This is a genomic window from Achromobacter ruhlandii (genome assembly GCF_002082135.1).
Classification (GTDB): domain Bacteria; phylum Pseudomonadota; class Gammaproteobacteria; order Burkholderiales; family Burkholderiaceae_B; genus Achromobacter; species Achromobacter ruhlandii.
On record NZ_CP017433.1, the window covers coordinates 2,767,700 to 2,792,197 of the forward strand.

The 24,498-nt window shown below is 66.8% G+C and carries 23 protein-coding genes; 10 read left to right on the top strand and 13 right to left on the bottom strand.

Annotation, left to right across the window (positions count from 1 at the left end):
- Positions 1–192: 192 nt before the first annotated feature.
- From AruCF_RS29140 to AruCF_RS30195, 3 genes are all read right to left on the bottom strand, one after another.
- Positions 193–435, bottom strand: a complete 243-nt coding sequence (locus AruCF_RS29140; RefSeq protein ID WP_156524592.1) for a hypothetical protein — start codon at positions 433–435, stop codon at positions 193–195.
- 356 nt (positions 436–791) lie between these two features.
- Complete coding sequence (locus tag AruCF_RS12465) at positions 792–1,940, bottom strand: nucleotidyltransferase-like protein (protein WP_217349498.1); 1,149 nt, start codon at positions 1,938–1,940, stop codon at positions 792–794.
- On the bottom strand, positions 1,922–2,560 hold the full coding sequence (locus AruCF_RS30195; protein WP_082878677.1) for a Cap15 family cyclic dinucleotide receptor domain-containing protein: 639 nt from the start codon (positions 2,558–2,560) through the stop codon (positions 1,922–1,924). The genes AruCF_RS12465 and AruCF_RS30195 overlap by 19 nt, the downstream gene beginning before the upstream one ends.
- Positions 2,561–2,906: 346 nt before the next feature.
- On the opposite strand from AruCF_RS30195, the gene AruCF_RS12475 reads away from it, so the two are divergent.
- From AruCF_RS12475 to AruCF_RS12510, 8 genes are all read left to right on the top strand, one after another.
- Positions 2,907–3,236, top strand: a complete 330-nt coding sequence (locus AruCF_RS12475) for a hypothetical protein (protein ID WP_063568651.1) — start codon at positions 2,907–2,909, stop codon at positions 3,234–3,236.
- Between the two features lie 119 nt (positions 3,237–3,355).
- Positions 3,356–4,036 (top strand): RraA family protein, encoded by a 681-nt coding sequence (locus tag AruCF_RS12480; protein ID WP_054498853.1) that lies wholly within the window; start codon positions 3,356–3,358, stop codon positions 4,034–4,036.
- A 77-nt stretch (positions 4,037–4,113) separates the two neighbouring features.
- Entirely contained in the window at positions 4,114–5,310 is a 1,197-nt protein-coding gene (locus AruCF_RS12485) for an aminotransferase class I/II-fold pyridoxal phosphate-dependent enzyme (RefSeq protein WP_063568653.1), read from the top strand.
- Between the two features lie 72 nt (positions 5,311–5,382).
- Positions 5,383–6,204, top strand: coding sequence for an ABC transporter substrate-binding protein (locus AruCF_RS12490; RefSeq protein WP_063568650.1), 822 nt, complete (start codon positions 5,383–5,385; stop codon positions 6,202–6,204).
- 16 nt (positions 6,205–6,220) lie between these two features.
- Positions 6,221–6,910, top strand: a complete 690-nt coding sequence (locus tag AruCF_RS12495) for an amino acid ABC transporter permease (RefSeq protein ID WP_006386293.1) — start codon at positions 6,221–6,223, stop codon at positions 6,908–6,910.
- Complete coding sequence (locus AruCF_RS12500; RefSeq protein ID WP_083036765.1) at positions 6,903–7,592, top strand: amino acid ABC transporter permease; 690 nt, start codon at positions 6,903–6,905, stop codon at positions 7,590–7,592. The genes AruCF_RS12495 and AruCF_RS12500 overlap by 8 nt, the downstream gene beginning before the upstream one ends.
- A 62-nt stretch (positions 7,593–7,654) precedes the next feature.
- Positions 7,655–8,389, top strand: coding sequence for an amino acid ABC transporter ATP-binding protein (locus tag AruCF_RS12505; protein ID WP_006386295.1), 735 nt, complete (start codon positions 7,655–7,657; stop codon positions 8,387–8,389).
- A gap of 233 nt (positions 8,390–8,622) precedes the next feature.
- Complete coding sequence (locus AruCF_RS12510) at positions 8,623–9,588, top strand: LysR family transcriptional regulator (RefSeq protein WP_157130042.1); 966 nt, start codon at positions 8,623–8,625, stop codon at positions 9,586–9,588.
- A gap of 79 nt (positions 9,589–9,667) precedes the next feature.
- Here AruCF_RS12510 and AruCF_RS29900 read toward each other — a convergent pair whose 3' ends face one another.
- From AruCF_RS29900 to AruCF_RS12535, 5 genes are all read right to left on the bottom strand, one after another.
- Complete coding sequence (locus AruCF_RS29900; RefSeq protein WP_063568649.1) at positions 9,668–10,144, bottom strand: hypothetical protein; 477 nt, start codon at positions 10,142–10,144, stop codon at positions 9,668–9,670.
- Positions 10,144–11,832 (bottom strand): nicotinate phosphoribosyltransferase, encoded by a 1,689-nt coding sequence (locus AruCF_RS12520; RefSeq protein WP_083036766.1) that lies wholly within the window; start codon positions 11,830–11,832, stop codon positions 10,144–10,146. The genes AruCF_RS29900 and AruCF_RS12520 overlap by 1 nt, the downstream gene beginning before the upstream one ends.
- Positions 11,833–11,854: 22 nt before the next feature.
- Positions 11,855–12,805 carry a ribose-phosphate diphosphokinase gene (gene prs / locus AruCF_RS12525; RefSeq protein ID WP_063568647.1) on the bottom strand — a complete coding sequence of 317 codons (951 nt, stop codon included), beginning with the start codon at positions 12,803–12,805 and terminating at the stop codon, positions 11,855–11,857.
- Between the two features lie 90 nt (positions 12,806–12,895).
- The gene (locus tag AruCF_RS12530) at positions 12,896–13,546 is read right to left on the bottom strand and encodes an NUDIX hydrolase (protein WP_049073378.1); all 651 of its coding nucleotides are present in this window, start codon (positions 13,544–13,546) and stop codon (positions 12,896–12,898) included.
- Positions 13,547–13,618: 72 nt separating this feature from the next.
- Entirely contained in the window at positions 13,619–14,491 is an 873-nt protein-coding gene (locus AruCF_RS12535) for an aldo/keto reductase family oxidoreductase (protein WP_049073379.1), read from the bottom strand.
- Positions 14,492–14,598: 107 nt separating this feature from the next.
- On the opposite strand from AruCF_RS12535, the gene AruCF_RS12540 reads away from it, so the two are divergent.
- Positions 14,599–15,498: a LysR substrate-binding domain-containing protein gene (locus tag AruCF_RS12540; protein WP_049073380.1), complete on the top strand. Its 900-nt coding sequence runs from the start codon at positions 14,599–14,601 to the stop codon at positions 15,496–15,498.
- A gap of 132 nt (positions 15,499–15,630) precedes the next feature.
- On the opposite strand, the gene AruCF_RS12545 is transcribed toward AruCF_RS12540, so the two are convergent.
- The 5 genes from AruCF_RS12545 to imuA all read right to left on the bottom strand — a co-directional run bounded on the left by AruCF_RS12545 (position 15,631) and on the right by imuA (position 22,994).
- A complete protein-coding gene (locus AruCF_RS12545; RefSeq protein WP_049073381.1) occupies positions 15,631–16,659 on the bottom strand; it encodes a MerR family transcriptional regulator in 1,029 nt (342 codons plus the stop codon).
- Between the two features lie 326 nt (positions 16,660–16,985).
- Positions 16,986–17,366 carry an I78 family peptidase inhibitor gene (locus AruCF_RS12550; protein ID WP_049073382.1) on the bottom strand — a complete coding sequence of 127 codons (381 nt, stop codon included), beginning with the start codon at positions 17,364–17,366 and terminating at the stop codon, positions 16,986–16,988.
- 295 nt (positions 17,367–17,661) lie between these two features.
- Positions 17,662–20,889, bottom strand: coding sequence for an error-prone DNA polymerase (locus AruCF_RS12555; RefSeq protein WP_049073383.1), 3,228 nt, complete (start codon positions 20,887–20,889; stop codon positions 17,662–17,664).
- Between the two features lie 7 nt (positions 20,890–20,896).
- Positions 20,897–22,366: a Y-family DNA polymerase gene (locus AruCF_RS12560; RefSeq protein WP_049073384.1), complete on the bottom strand. Its 1,470-nt coding sequence runs from the start codon at positions 22,364–22,366 to the stop codon at positions 20,897–20,899.
- Positions 22,296–22,994, bottom strand: coding sequence for a translesion DNA synthesis-associated protein ImuA (gene imuA / locus AruCF_RS12565; RefSeq protein WP_049073385.1), 699 nt, complete (start codon positions 22,992–22,994; stop codon positions 22,296–22,298). The genes AruCF_RS12560 and imuA overlap by 71 nt, the downstream gene beginning before the upstream one ends.
- A gap of 318 nt (positions 22,995–23,312) precedes the next feature.
- On the opposite strand from imuA, the gene AruCF_RS12570 reads away from it, so the two are divergent.
- Positions 23,313–24,374, top strand: a complete 1,062-nt coding sequence (locus AruCF_RS12570) for a methyl-accepting chemotaxis protein (RefSeq protein WP_332849336.1) — start codon at positions 23,313–23,315, stop codon at positions 24,372–24,374.
- Positions 24,375–24,498: the final 124 nt, after the last annotated feature.

Sequence of the window (24,498 nt, forward strand, 5' to 3'; positions counted from 1 at the left end):
TTGAGAGAGGGGGTCGGGATATCACGCTTCGACCCTACAAACCACTTTTTATCAACAAGTGGCGCTATGGCTACGAAACTGCGGATAGGCCCCGTACGGAAGCACTTTCGCCAGCATTCGGCTAACGTCACGTACACGTGCTGCGGGGCTGATCGGCGACCAACGAACTTTCATTATCGGTGCCTCCGAATCTCAAGTGAAATCGAAAAAGTCGGCCAGTACAAGGCCGTTTCGCCCGCGTTGCCGCCCGTCTACGCACATGGTTTCCACTCGCTTGTCAATTCTCTCCAGAACGCCTAGCAGCCCCTCTACGACGTCTGAACCAAAAATATCGTCATCGTCACGATAGTGGCTAGGCCACAAAAGCACGGCCCGCACCCGCTCCGGGTCGAAATTTTTGATGAAATGTTGAATGGCGGAAGCTGCGGTCGGCATATTTTTTGGCGGTTAGGGATGCAGCGGCCAGCGAAGCACCAACGCCCATCGACCATCTTGCTGTTTGTCTTTCCAATAAATTCGCCTAGCGTTTCTCCACCCTCATGAGGCGAAGTCAGACGCAGATATAGCCGACGCTCGCCACTGAGCCGGACGACGTCACGAAGCCTCCGCGCTTTAGGTATTTCCCCATTATTTCCGAGCCGAGGATCATTAAACATTGACCGTAGCAAAGTGTTCTTTCCGAAATTCTGAGGCGCTACCACAACCAACGCCCGCTCTAGGTATGTTGACATCAAATTCCTATTTGTGACCTGGCGCAGCGCAATGACCGTATCCTCTGAGTTTCGAATGTGCTACTGGTTCAAGAACCGGATCGCGTTTCGGCAGTCCTCCAGGGAGCCAGATACTCCATGTTCCGCGGCAACGCGCCGAAGTAGATCGTCCATTTCGAGGGACAACGAGAGCAACCCTCGCCACTTCGCAGGCGTGTCGATTATGCGCCTGGAGCCATCTGGCACCATCAGAGTTTCTGCGTATTCGTTGTTTCGAGCCAAGACGTCAAGATGGCGTTGGGCCTCCGCCAATATCATAAGCTCGAAGTATTGGCCAAAAGCCAGATTGCCAACATCGGCGTGATACATCATCGAGGCGATGTCGAAGCTAGGGAGCGAGATCGCATTCCCCTCCGACTCAGCGTCGGCCTTTACATTTTTACATAGTCGAATCGCCTTCCGCAGACCTCCGCCGACGTTGTTGCATTTATCGATGATCCTTCTGATATGCAAAAACGGAAAGTTAGTCAGTGAGATCCCTGCCTTCTTGTCGAGAATTTGAATGCCTCGATCTGATTCCGTTCTATTGGCTTGGTAGTCATTAGTGTCATACCAGTGGGCTGGTACAACGTCTACCATCCGAGGTAGAGAGCCTCCATGGATCTTGACAGCTTTCGCACCCGTTGTATCGACGATTGCTTGGGGAAACGCGAGAGGCAGCTCGATCTCTATCTGCTTGCGAAGCGTTTGAAGCACTGAGAGGGAATTTTTGGATGTATTCAAGTAATAGCCGGCCTGGCTTTGCACTCCAGATGTGCTGTAGACCAAGAAACCTGTGTCAATTGTCAACAGATCAACGTCACTTACTCTACGGATATGAACGTCCAGCGGTACTGAACCCTGAAGGCGGAACTCCGCGTCTATTCCCGCTTTGCCAAGTCTGGAACGAAGCTGATTTCCGATTCGTTCCGCGGTTTCTACACTCACTCGTGTGTAAGTGGCGCTAACGGGCTGCATGGCACCCAACGCATACAGAGTGTGCTTGCTGTCGATGCTTGCGCGCTTCTCCCACGATTCTTGGATAGTTTGCGTGCCAGTGCCTAACGCCTTACTCAAAATTTCATTTTGGACTGCGCTGTCCATGGTCAAACGATCAGATCCATCGCGTCGAGCGCGCAGTTGCGCGAGGCGTTTGTTGATATCGGTCGCCATCAGGTCCTCTTGGTCCATTTCATAACGCCGAAGGTCATACGACCTCGCCCCGTAAAATACTCGCCCTCGGCAGACCGTAAGTTTTTTGCAATCGTCATAACGGAGCACCCTGTGTGAGTCTTCAGTTCAACGGCCTCCGGCCGTGGATCGTTTCGGTAGTGATAGAGCAGGACGAATCCATCGACGGTGTCGTGTGCTAGCGCGGCAGAGATGCTGCTCGATCCGGACGTTTGAGTCGCCAGCCGAATTCTCAACTTGTCCCACGACTGAACAATGACTACTTCGGCCGACCACTCGAACTTCGTCGATCCGTCAGCGGCGATTGTTTTACCCTGGCAATCCCAGGTGCCCGAAATGTCGGGCACTTTAAGCAGTAGGCCAACACCGGGCCACTTCCAGGCCCATTTGTTTAGGACCCAATACAGAACGCCAAAGACCGCGCCGGCGCCTACCAGGGAGAGCAGTGTCGGGGGAACGTTGGCGTTCCAGCCAAGTTGCTTTGCCAAGTCAACTGTGTACAGAACGGCAAACACAAGTGTTCCCGAGATGGCACTGGCAGCGAGACTCAGAAGCCGCCCAACGCTTGACCGATTTGCTCCACCCATTACTGAGTATTCATGCTCTTGTGGTGCGACCATGCTGTACCTTTTTATGATGCAGACGCCAACAAACGGCTCGATGCAATCTCAGTCAGTTACTTCTTTCAATATATTTTATCTATTCCGAATATCTGAAGGCAATTTGGGGGCGGGATGAATCCTGCGGGGCTTGGAACTGAAGGTGTGGGGGCGACCGGTATGGGTCGAAAGTGACCATTGACGCTACTACCAATGGCGAAATTGCCTCTCTTGCGTCCAACATGCCACCATGTCGCCATACACTCATGACCATCACCTCTCCCGGTGCCGGTTTGGAAGCCGGAAAGCTATAGGCGTAGACAGCCGCAACGGTTCGCGGCTTAACTCCTATAGGAGGCAGTCCCTCATGCTGCACCCCCTAACCCAAAACCCCTGGCAAATCGACACCGACCGAGAATCCGGCCCCGTCTCCCTTTCCCACCTCCACCAACTAGACCGCACCCGCTACGCCATCCAGACCATCGCCCGTATGGTCGGCAACAGCGCGTCCGAACCCGACGCCACCGGCTCCCCACCGCTGGACCCCTGGGCAATCTCCGCCCTGATGGGCGGCGTCGAAAGCCTCTGCGAGCACCTCGGCACCCTGACCGAAGCCATGCTCGACCAGGCCCTGCAATCCGACGACGAAAGGGAAGCCCCCAACCCCACCCACAACGCTCCCCCCGCGATCCAATAACATCCACGAAAATAATTCCTACATAACCGGGAATTTATATCGTTTTGAGGATCGCCCCGCGAGGCCTTGTAATGCGTGTTCGCTTATTGCCGTTCACGCCTTCAAGAAAATTCCTCGCTATGAATCCCATCGGATACCGCATTCTTCCCCGGCCCGCGCCGGCCGTCGCCGCTGACGTGCTGGCCGGTTTTGCCGCCATCGGCTCGGCCCAGATCAGCGATTGCATGAACCGCCTGTACGGCGTCAGCGGGCTGCGTCCGCTGCACGCCGGCAACCAGCGCACGGTTGGCCTGGCGCTGACCGTGAAGACGCGGCCGGGCGATAACCTGATGATCCACAAGGCGATTTCGCTGGGTGGCGCGGGCGATGTGATCGTGGTCGATGGCGCTGGCGATACCAGCAATGCGCTGGTCGGCGAGTTGATGATGATGGATGCGCAGGGGCGCGGCATCGCCGGGTTCGTGATCGACGGCGCGGTGCGTGACCTGGACGTGTTCGCGCAGGGGCAGTTTGGCTGCTTTGCGCGCGCGGTGTCGCACAAGGGGCCGTACAAGGATGGCCCGGGCGAGATCAATGTGCCGGTGTCGGTGGGCGGCCAGGTGGTCAACCCGGGTGATGTGGTGGTCGGCGATGCCGACGGCGTGGTGGTGATTCCCGCCGAGCATGCCGCGGCGGTGCTGGCGCTGGCGGTCAAGAAGGAAGCCGACGAGGCGGTGGCCAAGGAGAAGCTGCGCGCCGGCACCTACACCAAGCCCTGGCTGGAGAAGACGCTGGCCGAGAAGACGGGAGCCGCGAAGTGAACCAAGCCCCGACACAAACCCCGACCCAGCCGCAAACCCCGACCCAGCCGCAAACCCAACTCCCGCAACCCGCCAGCATCGTCGCCGACCGCATCAAGCGCATCAAGCTGTCGCCCAGTGTGGCGGCGCGCGCGATCATTGCCGAGCTGCGCGAGCAGGGCCGGCGCATTATCGACCTGACGATCGGCGAGCCGGATTTCTCGACACCGGAGCATATCCGCCAGGCGGCCACGGCCGCGATGAACCGGGGCGAGACCAAGTATCCGCCGGCCCAGGGCACGGTGGCGCTGCGCAAGGCGGCGCGGACGCATCTGCTCGAAGCGACCGGCGTCGATTATCCGGTGGCGCGCATCATTGTCAGCACGGGCGCCAAGCAGGTGATCTTCAACGGGCTGGCGGCGACGCTGAACGACGGCGACGAGGTTCTGATTCCGGCGCCGTTCTGGGTGTCGTATCCGGACATGGTGCTGGTCAACGGCGGGGTGCCGGTGACGGTGCCGACCACGCCGGCCACGGATTACAAGCTGACGCCGGAGGCGCTGGAGCGCGCCATCACGCCGCGCACCAAGTGGCTGATGATGAACGCGCCCAGCAATCCGACGGGCTCGGTCTACACTGCCGACGAGCTGCGCGGGCTGGCCGCGGTGCTCGAGCGCCATCCGCATGTCTGGCTGATGACGGACGATATCTATGCGCGGTTGAACTTCACCGACGAACCCACGGTGCATCCGTTGCAGGTGGCGCCGGCGCTGGCGGCGCGCACGCTGGTGGTCAATGGCGTGTCCAAGGCCTATGCGATGACGGGCTGGCGCATTGGTTACGGCGCCGGGCCGGATGAGCTGATCAAGGCCATGGCGATTCTGCAGTCGCAGAGCACGTCGGGCGCGTCGTCGGTGAGCCAGGCGGCGGCGCTGGAGGCGCTGTCGGGGCCGCAGGACTGCGTGACGGAGTTCGCGCGGGTGTTCCGCGAGCGCCGCGATCTGGCGGTGGCGGAGCTGTCCGGCACGCCGGGGCTGGCGATCGTGGTGCCGCAGGGCGCGTTCTACGTGTTTCCGGATTGCTCGGGGCTGCTGGGCAAGCGCACGCCGGCAGGTGATGTGATCCGCACCGATACCGACCTGACGCATTACCTGCTGCGCGAGGCTGGCGTGGCGGTGATCGACGGCCATGCCTATGGCGCGCCGGGCACGTTCCGGCTGTCGTTCGCGGCTTCGCTGGACGATATCCGGCAGGGCTGCGCGGGCATCCGCGAGGCTTGCGCCAAGCTCGTCTAGTTGTTCCCGGGCCCGCCGACGAGCGGGCCGGTTCCGTTTTTCTGTTCAAACCACAACACAAGGGGAATCACCATGAAACGCCATTCACTTATCGCCGCCTGCCTGGGCCTGGCCGCGTTGTCGCTGGGCGCTGGCGCCCGCGCCGACCAGGTCGCGGACATCAAGGCCCGCGGCGAATTGATCTGCGGCACCCTGGGCACGTCGCAGCCGTTCAGCTTCCAGGACGCGACGACGCGCCAACTGGTGGGCTATGACGTGGACGTGTGCAAGCTGGTGGCCGACAAGCTGGGAGTGAAGATCAGCTACAAGCTGCTGTCGGTGGCGGCGCGCGTGCCGGAGCTGAACGAGGGTCGCGTCGACATCCTGGCGGCGAACCTGGGCTATTCGCCGGACCGTGCCCAGCAGATCGCCTTCAGCCACGCGTACTACGTCAGCCCGCAGAAGCTGCTGGTGCGCAAGGATTCGGGGCTGGACACGATCGAGTCGCTGAATGGCCGCCGCGTCGGCGCGACCAAGGGTTCCAGTTCGGAGCGCGAGATCAAGCGCATTCTCGATAAGTCGCAGGTGATCGGCTACGGCGACAGCTCGGCCACGTACCTGGCCCTGCAGCAGAAGAAGGTGGACGCGCAGTTCGCGTCGGAACTGGTGCTGGTGCGCCTGGTGCTGCAAAGCCCGCCGACGGCGCCGGTCAGCGTGATCGCCAAGTCGGTGTTCGACGAGCCGTGGGGCCTGGGCGTGCGCAAGTCGGAGCCGGGCATGCTGGCGGTGGTGAACCAGGCGCTGGACGAGGCGGAAAGCTCGGGCGTGGCCGCGCAGTTGTTCGACAAGTGGTTCGGCGCGCAGACGCCGTACAAGCTCGAGCGCGGTTTCAAGATCGGCCCCATCGCGGGCTGAACGCCGGTACCGCGCAATGAGCCTACTTGACGCTTCGCAATACCAGCTGCTGGCCAGCGGCATGGTGGTGACGCTGCAGCTGTTCCTGGTGTCCTGGGTGATGGCGTTCACGATCGCGGTGACGCTGGTCGTGGTGCGCGCCACCAACCTGGCGCCGTGCCGCTGGCTGGTCGACGCCTATGTGGAATACCACCGCAACGTGCCGCTGCTGGTGCAGGTGCTGTTCTGGTACTTCGGCATGCCCGAGCTGCTGCCGGAGGGGTTCCGGATGTGGCTGTACCAGCACAACGCCGAGATGTCGCTGGCGGCGATCGCGCTGGCGCTGGGGTCGGCCGCCTATATCGCCGAGGACATCCGCAGCGGGCTGCGCGCCATTCCCGGCACGCAGTTCGAGGCGGCCCGGGCGCTGGGCGCCAGCTATCTGCAATGCATGCGCTTCGTGATCGTGCCGCAGGCGGTGCGGATTTCCATCCCGCCGCTGGTGGGCCGCGCCTTGCTGCTGTTCAAGAACACCAGCGTGGCCATGGCCATCGGCGTGATGGAGCTGACCTACCAGGCGCGCGAGATCGAGAACGAGACCTACCGCACCTTCGCCACGTTTGGCGCGGCGACCCTCATGTACCTGTTGGGATCCTTCCTCATCATGCTGATCGGATCGCGCATCTATGCGCGCTACCGCCTGAACCGGGGAGGCCACGGTGCTTGATCTCCTGTCGCAATACTGGCCGACGCTGCTGGTCGGCCAATACCCCAATGGGCCGCTGGGCGGCCTGGCGCTGACGCTGATCCTGGCGTTGTGCGGCCTGGCGCTGTCGCTGCCGCTGGCGCTGGCCATCGCGCTGGCGCGGGTCAGTCCGTTTGGCTGGCTGCGCGTGGCCAGCAAGACGCTGGTCAACGTGGTGCGCGGCATGCCGCTGCTGATGCTAATCTTCTGGGCGTACTTCGTCATTCCGAAGCTGACGGGGCAGGTGATCAGCGGCTTCTGGACGCTGATCGCGGCGATGGTGGTGTACGAGAGCGCCTATCTGTCGGAGGTGATCCGCTCGGGTATCGAGGCGGTGCCGCGCGGCCAGATCGAGGCCTCGCGCTCGCTGGGCGTGGGCTACTGGACCACGATGCGCCGGGTGGTGCTGCCGCAGGCGCTGTTCAACGTGCTGCCCAGCATGACCAGCCAGTTCGTCTCGACCATCAAGGAGACCTCGCTGGGGTATGTGATCAGCGTGAACGAACTGACGTTTGCCGCCAATCAGGTCAACAACCTGGTGCTGACCAAGCCGCTGCAGGTGTTCGGCATCCTGGCCATCATCTATTTCCTGGTGTGCTTCAGCCTGAGCCGCGGCCTGTCGTGGCTGGACCTTCGCATCCGCCGCCAGCGCGCCATGGCCTAGGGCCCGTGCGAGGCCCCTTTTAGCGAGAACAGGCCCTGAGCCGGCGCTTATCGGAATTCATCATGATCAAGCTTGAGAAAGTCAACAAATGGTATGGCGCGCATCACGTCCTGAAGGACGTGGACCTGTCGGTCGCGCGCGGCGAGGTGCTGGTGGTGTGCGGGCCGTCGGGCTCGGGCAAGTCCACCATGATCCGCACCATCAACCGCCTGGAACCGATCGAGAAGGGCCGCATCCTGATCGACGACGCCGACATCTACGGCAAGGGCGTCAACCTGAACGCGCTGCGCCAGAAGATCGGTTTCGTGTTCCAGCAGTTCAACCTGTTTCCGCACATGAGCGTGCTGGACAACGTGGTGTTCGCGCCGGTCAACATCCGCAAGCAGCCGCGCAAGCAGGCCACCGAGCTGGCGCGCCAGCTGCTGGCGCGGGTGGGGCTGGAGCACAAGATCGACGCCTATCCCGGCTCGCTGTCGGGCGGCCAGCAGCAGCGCGTGGCGATCGCCCGCGCGCTGGCGCTGCAACCGCCGGTGATGCTGTTCGACGAGCCCACCAGCGCGCTCGACCCGGAGATGGTGGGCGAGGTGCTGCAGGTGATGAAGGGCCTGGCCAAGGACGGCATGACCATGGTCTGCGTGACGCACGAGATGGGGTTCGCGCGGGACGTGTGCGACCGGGTGGTGTTCATGGATGCGGGCGAGATCCTGGAAATGGATACGCCGGAGCGCTTCTTCAGCGCGCCACAGCATCCGCGGGCGCAGCGGTTTCTGGCGGATATCTTGCATCCGCGCGGGTAGGGCCCGTGCCGGGCGTGGCGGGATACCCGCTGCGCTCGGCAGGGAACGACTGAGTCGGCACGCGGTGGCATTGACTTGGATGCGTCGGTGCCGGCGGGGGCGGATCGGCGTCGACCGGCCCGGTTCGGCCGCCCGACGTTTCGGCCGCCCGACGTTTCGGCCGCCCGACGTTTCGGTCGCGGACCGGACGGCGCGCAGCCGCGCGCCTGTCGACGATAATGTGAGGGTTCTTCATGCATTTCACGTCCACCGCCGCGATGTACACCCTCAAACAGCTGGAGGCGTTCTACTGGAGCTCGCAACTGGGCAGCTTCAGCGCGTCCTCGCGCAAGCTGCACACCACCCAGTCGGCCGTCGCCAAGCGGGTGGGGGAGCTGGAAGCCTTTGCCGGCGCGCCGCTGTTCGAGCGCCGCGCCAAGAAGCTGGCGCTGACGGCGCAGGGCCGCAAGCTGTTCGAGCTGGCGCGCGAGATGCTGGACCTGAACAGCCGCATCGTGCAGAACATGGCCGACCCGGCCAGTTTCGAGGGCGTGGTGCGGCTGGGCGTGACCGAGCTGGTCGGCATGACCTGGCTGGCGCGGCTGGTCAACCAGATCAGCCTGCGCTATCCCAAGGTGCAGTTGATGCCCGAGATCGATGGCGGCATCACGCTGTACGAGCGGCTGGAGCAGGACCAACTGGACCTGGCCATCATGCCGGGGCCTTTCTGGAGCTACCAATACGACTGCGTCCACCTGGGCGCGGTGACCAACGTCTGGATGGCCAGCCCGTCGCTGGACATCGATTTCTCGGCAAGGCTGGCGCCGCAGGACCTGGCGCCGTATCCGGTGATTTCACAGCCGACCAATTCGGCGCTGTCGCATCTGTACGATGCCTGGTTCGCCGAGCAGGGTCTGTCGGTCAAGCGGGTGCTGACCTGCAACAGCCTGGGCATGATGGCGCAGTTGACGATGCTGGGGCTGGGCATCAGTTACCTGCCGGGGGCGTATTTCGCGCCACTGGTCGAGCGCGGGGCGCTGTGCCAGTTGGATGTGCAGCCGGATCTGCCGACGATCAATTACTACGCGGTGCACAAGAAGAGCATCGTCAATCCGGTGGTGTCGCGGGTGATCGATATCGCGCGGGAAGAATGCGCGTTCGAGGTGGCGGGGGCGTTCCTGCCGCATGTGCCGCCGGCGGTGGGGGCGGGCGGGGAGTAGGGCGGTACTGGGAACTAGTGCCTGTAGGTGAGACGGCGGCTCGTAACGCGTTGGTTCATCAAATCGCATACGACCGATTTCAATCAGTCATGCCCCTTCCTGCATACCGTGCAAGCGCCAGAACCCGCTGCAACCGTTCTGCCGTTGGAAGCGAGAGCAGTCGCGCCTGTGCGGGCGATACTGCGCCTCGATTTTCGAACGGCAGCCCCGCCAACATTTCCGCGGGTGATAGTTCGTTGAGGTCGTCTTGCTGGGTAACGAAAAAAGCATGAAGCTCGAACAGCAACACGCCACGCAACTCGGTGATGACGTGCGGCAAAAGGCTGGGAACCGGATCAACGAACTGCCAGGCCGGGAACATGCGCCCTTTCTGTTTCGCTGACGGCTTCACGCAATAGAGCCTGCCGGCCTCGTCGTATCTGTACAGGGTCGTCAACGCGCTCAGCTTTTGCTTCGCAACTACTTCGGCGGGAGACCACAGGGCAATCGGCAGAGCCGATGCCTTGTCGTCAGGCCACGCTACGTTTGCGTCTGTTACCAGCCAATCTTCGTCCATCAACACCCCTCCCAATCAATACTCCCCGGCTCAGGACAAACCCAAGACCCCTGCAACCGCTCCCGGATCTGCGCCAGATCCTGCTCCACCAGCAGAACCCCATCCCGGAACACCGGCACCAGCGCGCCGCCAGCCGCCTGCTCCGGCGTCTGCTGGTCGCGCAACACATAGCCCGTCGCCGTCTCATCGACCCGCAGCAAGCCCTTGGCCGACCGCTTCACGCCGGAGTCGGTGACTGGGTCCTTGACCAGTTCCTGCGGTTCGCCATTGACCTCGGCATACGTCGCCTTCAGCGCCCAGCCGAAGCTGTCGCGCGTCAGGTATTGATAGGTGTACGAGCCGATGCCCAGGACCACGTTGCCCGACGCGAAACCCTTTCTTTCCAGCCGCATCAGGATGTCGCGCCCACGCGCCAGGGTTATCGAATCGCCGTAGATCAGGCCGACGTGCGGGTCCAGCAGCTTGTAGCCGCGCTCGGTCACCACGCCGCCGAAGATATTCCACAGGCATTGCACCGCGCCGTTGACTTCGGCCTCGCGCAGCGCCTGGCTGGCGCGGGCGTCGTCGTCCAGGCGCCAGTAGCGGCCAGTCTCGATATCCCGCACCGCTTCGAAGCCGTCGTGGCGGGCGGCGGCCAGGGCTGCCGTGTCTTCGATGCTGGGGACGTCGGTGCAGAAGTAGCCGGTCAGGATCTTCACGGGATCGCCGGAGTCGGGGCGGAACACGACCTTGGCGTTGCCGAAGGGATCGGGCTGGCGCGCCAGGATTTCCGACTTCAATGCGGCGGCGAAGTCGGTGACCACTTGCCAGAAGTCCCAGGTGTCCGACACCACCGACACGATGCCGGCCGGATAGACCTGCGTGACCAAGCGGCGGATGGTCTCGATTTCGCCTTCCTTGCTGCCCAGGCACATGACCGAGTGTTCGGTCGCGGGCACCGAGCCGCCGACCAGTTCGCGGTCCGAATCGGCGCCGTACAGGTCTTCCAGGTAGTCGATGGCGGGAATGGTGTCGGTGCCGGTGAACGACAGCAGGTGGCCGGCGCCGCTCTTGCGGGCGTCGTACAGGCCGGCCATGCCGCGCATCGAGAAGTCGTGGCCCTGCCAGTTGACGAAGTCCATCGGGCTGCCGGTCAGGCGGGCGAAGTAGGTCAGGAGCTTGCGGTATTCGAAGGCGATGGTGGCCACGGTGGACGGCTTCCACGATTCGCAGCTGAACAGCGTTTCGATGTAGGTGACCAGCCAGGCGAATTCCGGCCTGGTGTTGACGAAGGTGACGGGCGGCACGCGAATGTCGACCCGGGCGCCTTCGGGCAGGGAACGGATTTCCAGCGGCAGATAGCCCAGGTCATACAGCGCCTGCAGGTGATCGACGGTGACCGCGCCCTTGCCCAGCGCATTGTCGACGCGGCGCTGGTACTGGCGCACGGCGGCGCCGGCGGGCTTGCCGAAGAATTCGCGGTTGAACAGGTCGATCAGGATTTCCTTGATGAAGCCTTGCAGGCCGAACCAGACGATCTTGTTGTCGAACAGTTCGGGCAGCACCGGCGCCAGCCGGGCCGAGCGCGGGGTGAAGTTGGCCAGGATCTTGTTGGTGCCCCTGGGGTACTGGAAGGGGTGGCCGGTCTTGTAGAAGTCGGCTTGCAGCAAGGGGTTGATGCCGTTCTTGGCAGGGATGGAGGCGTTCATGGTGGGGACTCCTGCTTGAGGTTCAGTTGGCCGGGGTGGCGAGCGCGGGGGCGCTGGCGGTTTCGATCGTGTTGGTTGGGGCGGGGGCGCTGGCGGCGCCGATTGTGTTGACCGGCGCGGTGGCGTTGGCGCCCTGGATCGTGTTGACCACGACTGGCGCGCCGGCGCCTTCGCTGGCGGTCCAGTCATAGGCGGTGTAGATCCCGGCGTAGCGGGCGTTCAGCTCGGCCAGGCCTTTGCTGAAAAGGCCGTGGGTGACATACAGGTAGAGCGGTTGGTCGGTCTTGTCGCGCAGGGCGTTGGCCAGTTCCAGGAAGGTGCGGCCGCCGTCGCAGATGTCATCGACCACCAGCACCGGTTGCGCGGGGATGTCGTCGGGCACGCGGGTTTCGGTGATGCGGCCGGTCTGCGGGGCGCGGACCTTTTCGGCGTAGCGCACGTCGGCCACGCCCAGCTTTTTGGCCAGGGCCTGCACGCGCTTGCGGGCGCCGGCGTCGGGCGCCATCAGGGTGACGCCGTTGGCAAAGGCGGGGTTGGCCAGCGCGGTCTTCAGGAAGGCGGCGGCGTCGATCACGCGGACGCGTTGCAGCAGGGCGGGGGTGACGTCGCTGTGCGGTTCGACCACGGTGACGGTGGCGTATTGCTGGTCGTTGATGAGCTTGCAGAACACCGCCGCGCCAAGCGCCTCGCCCGGATTGCAGACGCGGTCCTGGCGGGCGTAGGGCACGTAGGGCATGTCCAGGTGCACGGGCGCGGCCGGGTTCAGGCGGCGCAGCGCGTCGGTCAGCAGCAGCAACTGCATGACGTCGTCGGCCGATTTCAGCAGGGCGTGGATGTGGAATTCGCTGGCCGCGTCGGCGCGGGCCTGCAAGGCAGCGGGCACGGTGACCTGGCTTTCGCCGCCGGGGAACACGAACGCGCTGGGCGTATCGGTGTGGCGTTGTCCTTCTACGAGCGCGGTGAGGGTGAACATGATCAGGCCTTAGTGGCAAATTAAAACTAAGTGAGGCAAGTATAAGCCTACTTATTGTTTGTTTGCAACTAAGTGGAGTTCGGCGCGAGGTCAGCCGACGCTGCGGTCGAACAGGGCGAAGTCTTTCAGGCGGTACAGGCGGGCGGGACGCTGCGCGCCCAGCGCGTAGTCGTCGGTGGCTTCGAGCACATCCCAGGCTTCCATCTTGCGGCGGAAGTTCGATTTCTCGAGGGTGGTCTGGAGGATGGCTTCGTAGGTGCGCTGCAGCTCGGTCAGGGTGAAGCGTTCGGGCAGCAGGAAGAACGGCAGGGTGGAGTAGCTGGATTTGCCGCGCAGGCGAGCCACGGCGGCGGCGACGATGTCGGCGTGGTCGAAGGCCAGCGGCGGCAGCGCATCTACGCTGACGAACCGAAAGCCCGCCGGGGCCGCCTCTAGTTCGGCGGCCGGCACCAGCGCCACGTAGGACACCGACAGCGACCACTTGCGCGGGTCGCGGTCGGGGCCCGAGAACACCTGCAACTGCTCCAGGTAGCGCGGCTCGAAGCCGGTCTTTTCGCGCAGCACGCGGCGGATGCTGGCCTCGGTGCTGGCGTCTTCGTCCACGTGCACCACGCCGCCGGGCAAGGCCATGGCGCCCTTGAACGGCGCGCGGTCGCGCGGGTGCAGGGCGATTTCCAGGCCGGTCTCGCGCAGGGTGAGCAGGACGGCGTCGACGGTGACGAGGGGCTGTGGGTGGTCCAAGTGGGGGTCCGGGCGTGGCACTTCGGGGTAAGGTGCCACTATGCGGCGGATTGGTCAACCGCGCCCATTGAACTAGCCCGCGGCGCCGATCCCGTCCAGCTCGGCCACGGCCCGCGGCGGCAGCGCCAGGCTGGCCGCGGCGGCGTTCTGCCGCAGGTGTTCGACCGACGAGGTGCCCGGGATCAGCAGGATGTTGGGCGCGCGTTGCAGCAGCCAGGCCAACGCGGTCTGCATCGGCGTGGCCTGGCAGTCGGCGGCCACGCGCTCCAGCGTGGCCGATTGCAGCGGCGAGAAGCCACCCAGCGGGAAGAACGGCACGTAGGCGATGCCATCTTGCGCCAGCTGCCCGATCAGCGCGTCGTCGGCGCGGTGCGCGATGTTGTACTGGTTCTGCACGCAGACGATGTCGGCGATGCCGCGCGCCTGCGCCACCTGGCGCGCGGTGGCGTTGCTCAGGCCCAGGTGGCGTATCAGGCCCTTGCGCTGCAGTTCGGCCAGGGTGGTGAAGGACGGTTCGATGTCGCCTTCGGCGGGGCCGGCCACGTCGAACATGAGGCGCAGGTTGACCACGTCCAGCACGTCCAGGCCCAGGTTGCGCAGGTTGTCGTGCACGGCCGATTCCAGTTCGGCCGGGGAGTTCGCCAGCAGCCACGAGGCATCGTCGCCGCGACGCGCGCCGACCTTGGTGACGATGAGAAGGTCGTCGCGGTAGGGGTGCAGCGCTTCGCGGATCAACTGGTTGGTGATGTGCGGGCCGTAGAAGTCGCTGGTGTCGATGTGGTTGATGCCGAGTTCGAGCGCTTCGCGCAGCACCGCCAGGGCTTGCGCCTTGTCCGAGGGCGGTCCGAATACGTGCGGGCCGGCCAGTTGCATGGCGCCGTAGCCCAGGCGGTTGACGGTCAGGTCGCCCAGCGCATAGGCGCCGGCTTGTTGAATCGAGGTCATGACGTGCTCCAGGGAGGGAATGAAGCGAGTCTAGGGCGGCGCGGGGCGTGCGACAATCCCTGGTAATCGCACGGCTTGTGCGGAATATCGAACAATCAGGGCCGGTCATGTCCAACCTTCAAGACATCAGCGCCTTTGTGGCGGTGGCCACGCATGGGGGCTTTCGTGGCGCGGCGCGCCAGACGGGGACCAGCGCGTCGCAGTTGAGCGAGGCGGTGCGCCGGCTGGAAGCCCGGCTGGGCCTGCGGCTGCTGAACCGCACCACGCGCAGCGTGGCGACCACGGCGGCCGGGCAGCGCCTGCTGGAGCAACTGACGCCCGCGCTGGACGCGGTCGAGTCGGCGCTGGACGTGGCCAACAGTTTCCGTGACCGGCCGGCGGGCCGGCTGCGGCTGAATGTGCCGCTGGCGGCATCCAGGCTGGTGCTGCCGCGTATCGTGCCGCCGTTCCTGGCGCAGTATCCGGAGATCCGGCTGGAGGTCATCGTCGACGATCGTTTTGTCGAGCTGCTGCAGTCGGGCTGCGACGCGGGCATCCGCTACGAGGAAAGCATGGACCAGGACATGGTGGCCATTCCGATCGGGCCGCGGCGCCAGCGGATGGCGGCGGCGGCCGCGCCGGCCTACCTGGCCCGGCATGGGCGGCCGCAACATCCGCAAGACCTGCGCCAGCACCTGTGCCTGCGCGGCCGTTTCACCAGCGGCGCGATGCCGGCGTGGGCGTTTGAACGCGACGGCCAGTCCGTCACGGTGGAGGTGGACGGTCCGCTGATCGTCAGCCTGGGGGCGGCGGTGGATCTGGCGGTCGATGCGGCGGTGGCGGGCGCCGGGGTGGTCTATCTTTTCGAGGACTGGCTGCAGCCGTACCTGGATCGGGGCGAACTGGAGCCGGTGCTGGCGGACTGGTGGCCCAGCTTCACCGGCCCCTTGCTGTATTTTCCGGGCCGGCATTATCTGCCGGCGCCGTTGCGTGCCTTCGTGGATTTCGTCCAGGCGGCGCGCTGGTAGCGCGGTCGCGGCTGCGATTGTCGCCGCGACGGCGACCTTGACCGTGACCGCGACCGTGACCGTGACCTCGACCGCGACGACGACCTTGACCGTAACCGCGTCGGCGTCCGTGTCCGCCGACGCCGACGCCGCTTAGCGCGCCGCCGTCAATGCGCCCATAGCCTGGCGCATGAAAGCCAGCGTGGCGTCATCGGCCCAGGTGCCGGCGGTCAGTTCGGGCTCGGTCATCAGGGCGTGGCGGAATTTCGCGTGGGTCGCGGGGTCGTTGCCGGCGTAGCTGCAAAACAGTTCCAGCCATTGCCGCGCAAGGTCGCGGCCGGTGGCCGAGTCGGGCGCCTGTCCGGCATCGATCGCGTCGCGCACCCGCGCCATCAGGGCCGGCCATTCGCCGGCGCGGTCGTGATAATGCGCCCGCATGAACCGGGCCTCGTCCGGCGTCAGGTGTTTTTCGTAGAGCCGCAGCTTGCTTTCGGAGAAGGCGCGCACCACGTAGTCGCGCATGGCCGGCGAGATACCGATGTGTTCCTGCATGGCCGGTTCCCGTTCGTGCATCTGGTTGAGCTTCACGAGCAGGCGCGGATCGCCGTTGGTGTCGCGCAGCAGCAGCGTCATCCAGCGCAGGGCCAGCGCCTGCGAACGCGGGTCCTCGGGCGGGGCGCCGTCGTCCATCTGCCGGCGCACGTCGGCGATCAGCGCAAGCCAGCCGGCATCGTCGTTCGGGCCTCGGCGGTACATGGGCAGACGCGCCAGTTCTTCCTGGGAGAAATATTTGTCGTACATGTTCATCAGTTCCAGAGTGGTCAGCCAATCGGCCAGTGCCGGCTCCGCTCCCATCGCCAACTGGCCTTGCAACTGCGCGAGGCGTTCGCGCAGCCGGGTGGCGTGTTGGATCTGGCTGTCGAGCATCGCGATCTGTCTGGCGATGATCTCGTCCAGCGGCGTGCCGGGCTGGTCCAGGTAGGCGCCGATCTCGGCCAGCGGCAATCCGAAGCGACGCAATGCCTGGATCTGGTGCAGTCGGGCGATGTCGTCGCGGCCGTAGAGCCGGTAGCCGTTGTCGGCGCGCGCCGAAGGCGTCAGCAGGCCGATCGCGTGATAGTGGTGCAGCGTGCGGACGGTCAGTCCGCTGCGCTTGGCCAGTTCTCCTACTTTCAGTCGCATGGGGTTCCTTCGTGAATGGCGCAGGCCGAACTTTTGGGCATGACGTTACGTAAGGGTCAAGCGTTGGCGGATCGATTTGTGGATCGATTCGTGAATCGATTCGCGGGCCGGGCGTGCAGGGAGGCGGTCGCGCCGGCAAGCTTGCTGGCGCGCCGGCCCGGCCCTGCCCGTGGGGCTGGCCGGTCGTTCGCTTGGGGATGGTTGTCCGCGGGCGGGGCGGCCCCGGGGGAGATGTCCATGGACGACCCGGGCAACCGCGGCGTCTGGAAGAAGCGGGCGCGGGCGAGTGTGTCCGTTGCGCCCGTCTTGCCGTGAATGCCGGGACGTCAGCCGCAGCGGATCGCCGTCATCACGTCCTTGTCGTCGACGATCAGGTTCAGGCGGGTGTCGTTGTATTCCATGGTGACCAATTGGCCCGGGCGCAGGATGCGGGCGGTGGCGGCGCCGCTGCGGGTGCGCAGGTCTTCCAGGACGGACTGGGTGGCTTTCTGGCCGATCTGCGATTGCAGCGCGGCGGCGTCGCAGGTCTTGCGGGCGCCGGCCTGGGCGGAGGGTGATCCGTACGACGCGCCGGAGGAGCTGTCGGAGGCGGCGGGCGAGCTGGCGGAACTGGAGGCGGCGGATGAGGATGAGGAACGCGGGGCTCCGGTGTTGGCGCAGGCGCTCAGCGTGGCAACCAGCAGAACGGGAATCAGCTTGCGGATCATGATCACTCCTGAAATAGAAAACGTCTCCACGGCGCGGCCGGCGCGGGGGCCGGCGGGCGGCGCGGAAAATCCATCATAGACCAGCCGCCCGTGCCGCGCTTGGCCGAGGTGGCGTCCGGTCGAACCCCGGGGCGTCGCCGTGACCGCCACGCTTTGCCGCCGCGCCAGGCTGTCTCATCCCTTCGTCTTGCCCGATTGTTTCACCCGCTTTGTTTCACCCGCTCTGTTTCGCCCCGTCGTCTCGCCTGGCGGCGCGCCCCTGGCATCGGGGCCAGCGCCGGGCCGCGCATCGCCGTCAGTGGAAATTGCGGCTGGGCGTGCTCAAACCGCCCAGCAGTTCGGACAGGTCCACCAGCCGCTGCGCGATCAGGTGGCGCACGCCGTCCACGTTCTGCCACGAGCCATACACGCCCAGCAGGGTGGCGCCGAGCAGCTCGCGGCGCTGGCGTTCGATCAGTTCGGGGCGCACCACCACGTTGACCGGGCCGGTTTCGTCTTCCAGCGTGACGAAGATCACGCCCTTGGAGGTCTGCGGCCGCTGGCGCACGGTGACGATGCCGCAGGCGCGGGCCACGCGCTTGTCGGGGTAGCCGTTGAGCACGCTGGCCGGCTGGAAGTTGCGCGCCGCCAGTTGCGGCCGCAGCAGTTCGACGGGGTGGCGCCGCAGGGTCAGGCCGACGCTGCGGTAGTCGGCCGCCACGGTCTGGTTCTCAGTCGGCGCGGTCAGTTGCGGCATTTCGGTTTCGTGGATGGCGGCGTCGCGCAGCAGGTCGCGGCTGTGGACGCTGGCGGCGGCTTCCCAACTGGCCTGGCGGCGGTGGCCGGCCAGGGTGCGCAGGGCGTCGCCGGCGGCCAGGGCGTTCAGGTCGTGGCGGGTCAGGGCGGCGCGGCGGGCCAGGTCGCCGGTGCTGGTGAAGGGGGCCTCGGCGCGGGCGGCCTCGATGCGGCGGGCGCTGTCTTCGTGCAGGCCCTGGATCAGGCTCAGGCCGAGACGCACGGCGGGGCGGATTTCGTCGGGCGAGGGCGCGTGAGGATGGGGCCGGCGCGGCGCCGCGTCGGCGGGCGCGGGCTCCAGCGCCGCGTCCCAGCCGCTGACGGTCACGTCCACCGGCAGCACCCGCACGCCGTGGCGGCGCGCGTCCTGCACCAGTTGCGCCGGCGCGTAAAAGCCCATGGGCTGGGAGTTGAGCAGCGCGGCCAGGAAGGCCTCGGGTTCGTGGCGCTTGAGCCAGGAACTGGCGTAGGCCAGCAGCGCGAAGCTGGCGGCGTGGCTTTCGGGGAAGCCGTATTCGCCAAAGCCCTCGACCTGGCGGAACAGCGCCTCGGCGAATTCCAGGGTGTAGCCGTGGGCCAGCAGGCCGCCCACCAGCTTGACGCGGTATTTGTCGACGCCGCCCTTGCGCCGCCAGGCGGCCATGGAGCGCCGCAACTGGTCGGCGTCGCCGGGCGAGAAACCGGCCGCGACCACCGCGATCTGCATCACCTGTTCCTGGAAGATCGGCACGCCCATGGTGCGGCTGAGCACGCCGCGCACTTTCTCGCTGGGGTAGCTTTCCTTTTCCTTGCCCTGGCGGCGGCGCAGGTATGGATGCACCATGCCGCCCTGGATCGGGCCGGGCCGCACGATGGCCACCTGCACCACCAGGTCGTAGTATTCGCGCGGCCGCAGGCGCGGCAGCATGGTCATCTGGGCGCGCGATTCGATCTGGAACACGCCGATGGTGTCGGCCTCGCAGATCATGTCGTAGGTGGGTTCGTCGCCTTCGGGAATGTCCTGCAGCCGCAGCGGCTGGCCGCGGCGCTGGCCGGCCAGTTCCAGGGTGCGGCGCAGCGCCGAGAGCATGCCCAGCGCCAGCACGTCGACCTTGAGCAGCTTGAGCGCGTCCAGGTCGTCCTTGTCCCACTGCACCACGCTGCGGTCGGCCATGGCGGCGTTTTCGATCGGGACCAGCCGCGACAGCTTGCCGCGCGAGATGACGAAGCCGCCCGGGTGCTGCGACAGGTGGCGCGGAAAGCCCATCAGCGTCTGGGCCAGCGCGGCCCACTGCCGCGCCACCTGCGATTCCGGGTCCAGGCCGCAGTCGCCCAGGGTGCGCAGCATTTCCTTTTTGCCGTCCCACCACTGGTGGGCGCGCGCCACCGCGTCGATCACGCCCGGGTCCACGCCCAGCGCGCGGCCGGTGTCGCGCAGCACGCTGCGCGGGCGGTACGAGATCACCACGGCGGTCAGGGCGGCGCGCTGGCGGCCGTACTTGCGGTAGATGTACTGGATCACTTCCTCGCGCCGCTGGTGTTCGAAGTCGACGTCGATGTCGGGCGGCTCGTTGCGTTCCTTGCTGATGAAGCGTTCGAACAGGTTGTTGCCGCGGCGCGGGTCGACCTCGGTGATGCCCAGGCAGTAGCACACCGCCGAGTTGGCGGCCGAGCCGCGCCCCTGGCACAGGATGCCGTTGTTGCGGGCGTACAGCACGATGTCGTAGACCGTGAGGAAGTAGGCCTCGTAGTGCAGGTCGGCGATCAGCGCCAGTTCCTTTTCGATCTGTTCGCTGACGTGGGCCGGCGTTCCGCCGGGAAAGCGCCGCGCGGCGCCGGCCAGGGTTTCCTGGCGCAGGTAGGTGGCGGGGGTGTGGCCGCGCGGGATGATTTCGTCGGGGTATTCGTAGCGCAGTTCGTCCAGCGAGAAGGCGCAGCGCCGCGCCACCACCAGCGTCTGCGCCAGCGCTTCGGGCGGATACAGGTTGGCCAGCCGCATGCGGGTGCGCAGGTGCTGTTCGGCGTTGCCGGACAGCGCGTAGCCGCATTGCGACACGCACTGGTGGGTGCGGATGCCGGTGAGGGTGTCGTGCAGCGGCTTGCGCGAGCGCACGTGCATCTGCACCTGGCCCAGCGCCACCACCGGCAGTTCGGCGGCGCGCGCGGCGTGGTCGACGGCGGCGCGGTGCAGGTCGTCGCGCGAGCGGTACAGCAGGGTCAGGCCGACCCAGGCGCGGCGCGGGAAGGTGGCGGCCAGCCAGCGCGCCTGCTGCGCCATGCGGTCGGGGTCGTCGCCGTAGACGGGCGACAGGATCGCCAGGCATTCGGGCAGGTGGCGCAGGTGTTCGTAGCCCGGCGGCGGGGCGGTGAAGTCCTCGGGCGCCAGCCGGTATTCGCCCTTGGGGGCGCGGGTGCGGGCCAGGGTGATGAGCTCGGACAGGTTGCCGTAGCCCTCGCGGGTCTGGGCCAGCAGGGTCAGGTCCAGCGGCGCGGCCTCGGGGCCGGCGCGCAGCCGGAAGGTGGCGCCGATGATGAGCGGCAGCTTCTGGGTCTTGGCCTCGACGTGGGCGCGCACCACGCCGGCCAGGCTGCATTCGTCGGTGATGGCCAGGGCGGCGTAGCCCAGTTCGGCGGCGCGGGCGGCCAGTTCCTCGGGGTGCGAGGCGCCCTGCAGGAACGAGAAGTTCGACTGGCATTGCAGTTCGGCATAGCCGGGCAGTCCGGCAGGCGGACCGGGGGCGTCGTCATGGGGATCGTCGGGCGCGTGCATGGCGGGGTCAGGCGTACAGCCCGTGCAGGTACCAGCGCGCGTGCGCGTCGTCGCGCTCGCGGTAGATCCAGTAGCGCGCGCTGGCGGCGTCCTCGGCCACGAAGTAGTCGCGCACGGTCAGGACCGGATCCCACCAGCCGCTTTCGATGCGCTCGGGGCCGCGCATCAGCCGCAGTGCCTGGCCGGCGTATTGCGGGCGGTGGCCGGCAAGTTTGAGCGGCAGCGGCGGATCGAGCAGCCAGAAGGGGCGGTCCAGGGGCTCGGGCAGCGGTTCGGGGCGTTGCGGCGGTTCCAGCGCGTCGCCCCAGGCGTTGGCGGCCTCGGGCCGGTGGTCGGGGAGGGGACAGGCGTGGCGCACCTGCTCGCGGCCCAGCCGCGCGGTCAGCAGGTCCAGCAGGCGGGCGTGGTCGGCGGCGGTGCCGCCGGGTTCGGGGAACAGCGTGGTGCTGGCGGCGGGCTGTTCGGTGGTGTCGGGCGCCAGCAGCGTCACCGCGATCACCGGCGCTTCGAGCGTCAGGCGGCCGAGCTTTTCGCGCAGCAGGTTGAGGATCTGCGGCGCCTGCCAGACGGGCTGGGCCAGCGCCAGTTCCAGCTCGGTGGGCGGGCGCGCGTGGCGGCCGCGCTCGTGGTCCAGGCGCAGCAGCACGCGCCGCACCGCCAGTTGCCGCGCCGCCAGCCAGCCGCCCAGTTGCTCGGCCAGGCGCCGCGCCACGGCCAGCACCGCGTCGGTGTGTTCGAGGTATTCCATCAGCTCGATGCGGCGCTCGAAGCGCGGCGGCGGCTCGATCCAGCGATGCAGTTCGGGCGACTGGCCGTAGGCCGCGTCCAGCGCTTGCAGCAGGTCGGGCGCGCTGCGCCGTTGCAGGCCGGCGCGCGGCAGGGCGCGCAGGTCGGCCAGGGTGTGGCAGCCGATGTCGTTGAGCCAGTCCAGGCGCGGCCGGGCCTGGGGCAGCAGGGCCACGGGCAGGGCGTCGAGCCGGCGCGCCAGGGTGCGCGGGGTGAGCACCCGGCGCGGCGGCCGGCGTCCGCCGCGATGCGCCAGCAGCCAGGCGCCGGCGGCGGTGGGCGCCATGCCCAGCGACACGCGCAGGTCCAGCGCGGCCAGCGTGGCGGCCACGCGCCGGTGCAGCGCGCGCGGCCCGCGGAAGAACAGCAGGCTGGCGCCGACGTTGAGCAGCACGGTGTCTGCGTCCGCCAGCGCGACCTCGGGGGTGTATTGCAGCAGCGCCAGCGCCGCGCCCTGCAGGGTGTCGGCCTCGGCCACCGGGTCGCGCGCCAGCAGTTCGACCTCGGGCGCGATGGCGGCCGCGCCGCCGCGGCGCATGCCCGCGCGCACGCCGGCCTGGCGCGCGGCGGGCGTGAGGGCGGCGACGCGTTCCTGGTCGAGGACCGCGTAGGCCTGCGCCTCAAGCGGCCAGTGCGGGCGCAGGGCGTCCAGCGGCAGGCAGCGCAGGCAGGCGGCGATCCAGAGGCGCATGGCGGGTGGGCGCCAGGACGCCGGGCTCCAGGCCCACGTACAGCGGGGCCTCGCAGACCGGTCCGCGGCGCTTGAGGATATGGACGGACAGCCCGCCCGGCGCGGGCGCGAGCGCCAGGCGCAAGGGGGCGGGGGTGGCGTGCTGCGCCGCGCTGGCCGGGCGCAGGGCGACGAACAGCAGGTCGCTGGCCTGGGCCGCCAGGTGCAGCCGGCGCAGCGATTCGGGGCGCACGTGCGGCAGCCAGCAGAGCAGGGCGCCGCAGCTGCCGTTCTTCAGGATCTGCTCGGCGGCCCAGAGGGCGTCCAGCGGTTTTTCGGGGGCGACCCAGAGCAGTTGGCGCGGGTCGAGCCGCCAGCTCATCCAACTGGCGATGTGCGGCGCGTGCGGCGGCTGCACCAGGGCGATGGGGCGGCGCGTTTCCAGTTGCGCCAGGGCCGGGCGCAGCAGGCGGATTTCACCGATGCCGGGTTGCGGCGCCAGCAGCTCGATCAGCGAGCCCAGCGGCCAGCCGCCGTCCGGCAGCTCGGCCGACAGGGCGGCGTGGCCGGTGGGCAGGCTGCGGGCGGCGCCGCGCGCCAACTGGGTGGCGCGCCACAACGCGGGATGGATCTGTTCTGGCGACGGCATGGCGGGCGGACGACCCGGTTTTCCTGGGTGAAGATTCGGTGGGCGGCGGCACGGCCGGGCGGAGAGGGCGCCTGGCCGGAATCGCTTACTGCTGTATGAATATACAGTATTTTACCCGACCCGGAAGGCACCGGATGTATCTGTCGCTTGCACCGTATTGGTGCGCGCCGCAAGGCCCGCTTGGAGGCACGATGCGCCGTCGCCACCCCCGCCACGCTCCTGGAAGGGGCCGGTCGTTAACCCGTGCAGGGCTTGGCATGCTTCCTGCTTCTGTCCCCATGTCACCGTCTCCTCACGCAACAACGACCAACAAAAGGAGTGCTGAACATGGCCCATCAACCGGAAAGAATCGTCGAACTGTCGCGCCGCGTCGAGCGCATTTCGAACGAGAAGATCGAGAGCATCGTCGATATCAACCAGCAGGCCAAATACCTGTCGCTGAACGCGCGCATCGAGGCCGCACGCTCGGGCGAGGCGGGGCGCGGGTTCGCGGTGGTGGCCAACCAGGTGCAGTACGTGTCCGAGCAGATCACCGGCATCGCCGACGCGCTCAAGGAGGAACTGGCCGGTTCCATCGCCGACCTGATCCGCATCGGCGAAAACACCCTGCACGAGATCCGCGGCTACGAGGGCCGCCGCCTGGGCGACCTGGCGCTGAACATGATCGAGACCATGGACCGCAACCTGTACGAGCGTTCCTGCGACGTGCGCTGGTGGGCGACGGATTCGTCGGTGGTGCGGGCCTTGCAGGAACCCGGCGCCGACAGCGCCCGCCACGCCAGCGGCCGGCTGGGCGTGATCCTGGACAGCTATACGGTCTACCTGGACCTGTGGGTGGCCGATGCGCAGGGGCGGGTGGTGGCCAATGGCCGTCCCGACCGCTATCCGCAGGCGCGCGGCGCCAACGTCAGCCAGGCCGAATGGTTCCGGCGCGGGATGGCCACGGCCGACGGCGGCGAGTACGTGGCCATGGACATCGACAGCGAGCGCCTGCTGGACGGCGCCCACGTCGCCACCTACGCCACCGCGATCCGGCGCGACGCCGACAAGCAGGGCGAACCGCTGGGCGTGCTGGGGGTGTTCTTCGACTGGAGCCAGCAGGCCGACAGCATCGTCAGATCGGTGGGATTGTCGGAAGAGGAGTGGGCGCGCACCCGCTGCCTGCTGGTCGACAGCCGCCAGCGCGTCATCGCCGCCTCGGACGGCCCCGTGTCGCTGAAGGAGCGCTACGTGCTGCGCCACGACGAGCGGCCGCGCGGCTACTACGAAAACGCCGATCGCGGCCTGGTGGGGTTCTCGCTGACGCCGGGTTATGAAACCTACGCCGGCCTGGGCTGGTACGGCGTCATCGCGCAGCGTCCGCGCGACAGCTTCGAATAGGGGCGGCGCCGACGGGACGGCAGGAGGGGGGCGCGGCTCAGGATGCGCCCCGGTCCGCGAGGCCCTCGCGGTCAGGCCCGCACGCTCCGGCCCGTGTGCTCGGGGGCGCGTGCTCAGGCCCGCC

Excerpts from the sequence above, each read along its gene's own strand:
- AruCF_RS29140 (WP_156524592.1), bottom strand. The coding sequence starts at position 435 with ATGCCGACCGCAGCTTCCGCCATTCAACATTTCATCAAAAATTTCGAC.
- AruCF_RS12465 (WP_217349498.1), bottom strand. The coding sequence starts at position 1,940 with ATGGACCAAGAGGACCTGATGGCGACCGATATCAACAAACGCCTCGCG.
- AruCF_RS30195 (WP_082878677.1), bottom strand. The coding sequence starts at position 2,560 with ATGGTCGCACCACAAGAGCATGAATACTCAGTAATGGGTGGAGCAAAT.
- AruCF_RS12475 (WP_063568651.1), top strand. The coding sequence starts at position 2,907 with ATGCTGCACCCCCTAACCCAAAACCCCTGGCAAATCGACACCGACCGA.
- AruCF_RS12480 (WP_054498853.1), top strand. The coding sequence starts at position 3,356 with ATGAATCCCATCGGATACCGCATTCTTCCCCGGCCCGCGCCGGCCGTC.
- AruCF_RS12490 (WP_063568650.1), top strand. The coding sequence starts at position 5,383 with ATGAAACGCCATTCACTTATCGCCGCCTGCCTGGGCCTGGCCGCGTTG.
- AruCF_RS12495 (WP_006386293.1), top strand. The coding sequence starts at position 6,221 with ATGAGCCTACTTGACGCTTCGCAATACCAGCTGCTGGCCAGCGGCATG.
- AruCF_RS12505 (WP_006386295.1), top strand. The coding sequence starts at position 7,655 with ATGATCAAGCTTGAGAAAGTCAACAAATGGTATGGCGCGCATCACGTC.
- AruCF_RS12510 (WP_157130042.1), top strand. The coding sequence starts at position 8,623 with ATGCATTTCACGTCCACCGCCGCGATGTACACCCTCAAACAGCTGGAG.
- AruCF_RS29900 (WP_063568649.1), bottom strand. The coding sequence starts at position 10,144 with ATGGACGAAGATTGGCTGGTAACAGACGCAAACGTAGCGTGGCCTGAC.
- AruCF_RS12520 (WP_083036766.1), bottom strand. The coding sequence starts at position 11,832 with ATGAACGCCTCCATCCCTGCCAAGAACGGCATCAACCCCTTGCTGCAA.
- prs (WP_063568647.1), bottom strand. The coding sequence starts at position 12,805 with ATGTTCACCCTCACCGCGCTCGTAGAAGGACAACGCCACACCGATACG.
- AruCF_RS12535 (WP_049073379.1), bottom strand. The coding sequence starts at position 14,491 with ATGACCTCGATTCAACAAGCCGGCGCCTATGCGCTGGGCGACCTGACC.
- AruCF_RS12540 (WP_049073380.1), top strand. The coding sequence starts at position 14,599 with ATGTCCAACCTTCAAGACATCAGCGCCTTTGTGGCGGTGGCCACGCAT.
- AruCF_RS12545 (WP_049073381.1), bottom strand. The coding sequence starts at position 16,659 with ATGCGACTGAAAGTAGGAGAACTGGCCAAGCGCAGCGGACTGACCGTC.
- AruCF_RS12550 (WP_049073382.1), bottom strand. The coding sequence starts at position 17,366 with ATGATCCGCAAGCTGATTCCCGTTCTGCTGGTTGCCACGCTGAGCGCC.
- AruCF_RS12555 (WP_049073383.1), bottom strand. The coding sequence starts at position 20,889 with ATGCACGCGCCCGACGATCCCCATGACGACGCCCCCGGTCCGCCTGCC.
- AruCF_RS12560 (WP_049073384.1), bottom strand. The coding sequence starts at position 22,366 with ATGCGCCTCTGGATCGCCGCCTGCCTGCGCTGCCTGCCGCTGGACGCC.
- imuA (WP_049073385.1), bottom strand. The coding sequence starts at position 22,994 with ATGCCGTCGCCAGAACAGATCCATCCCGCGTTGTGGCGCGCCACCCAG.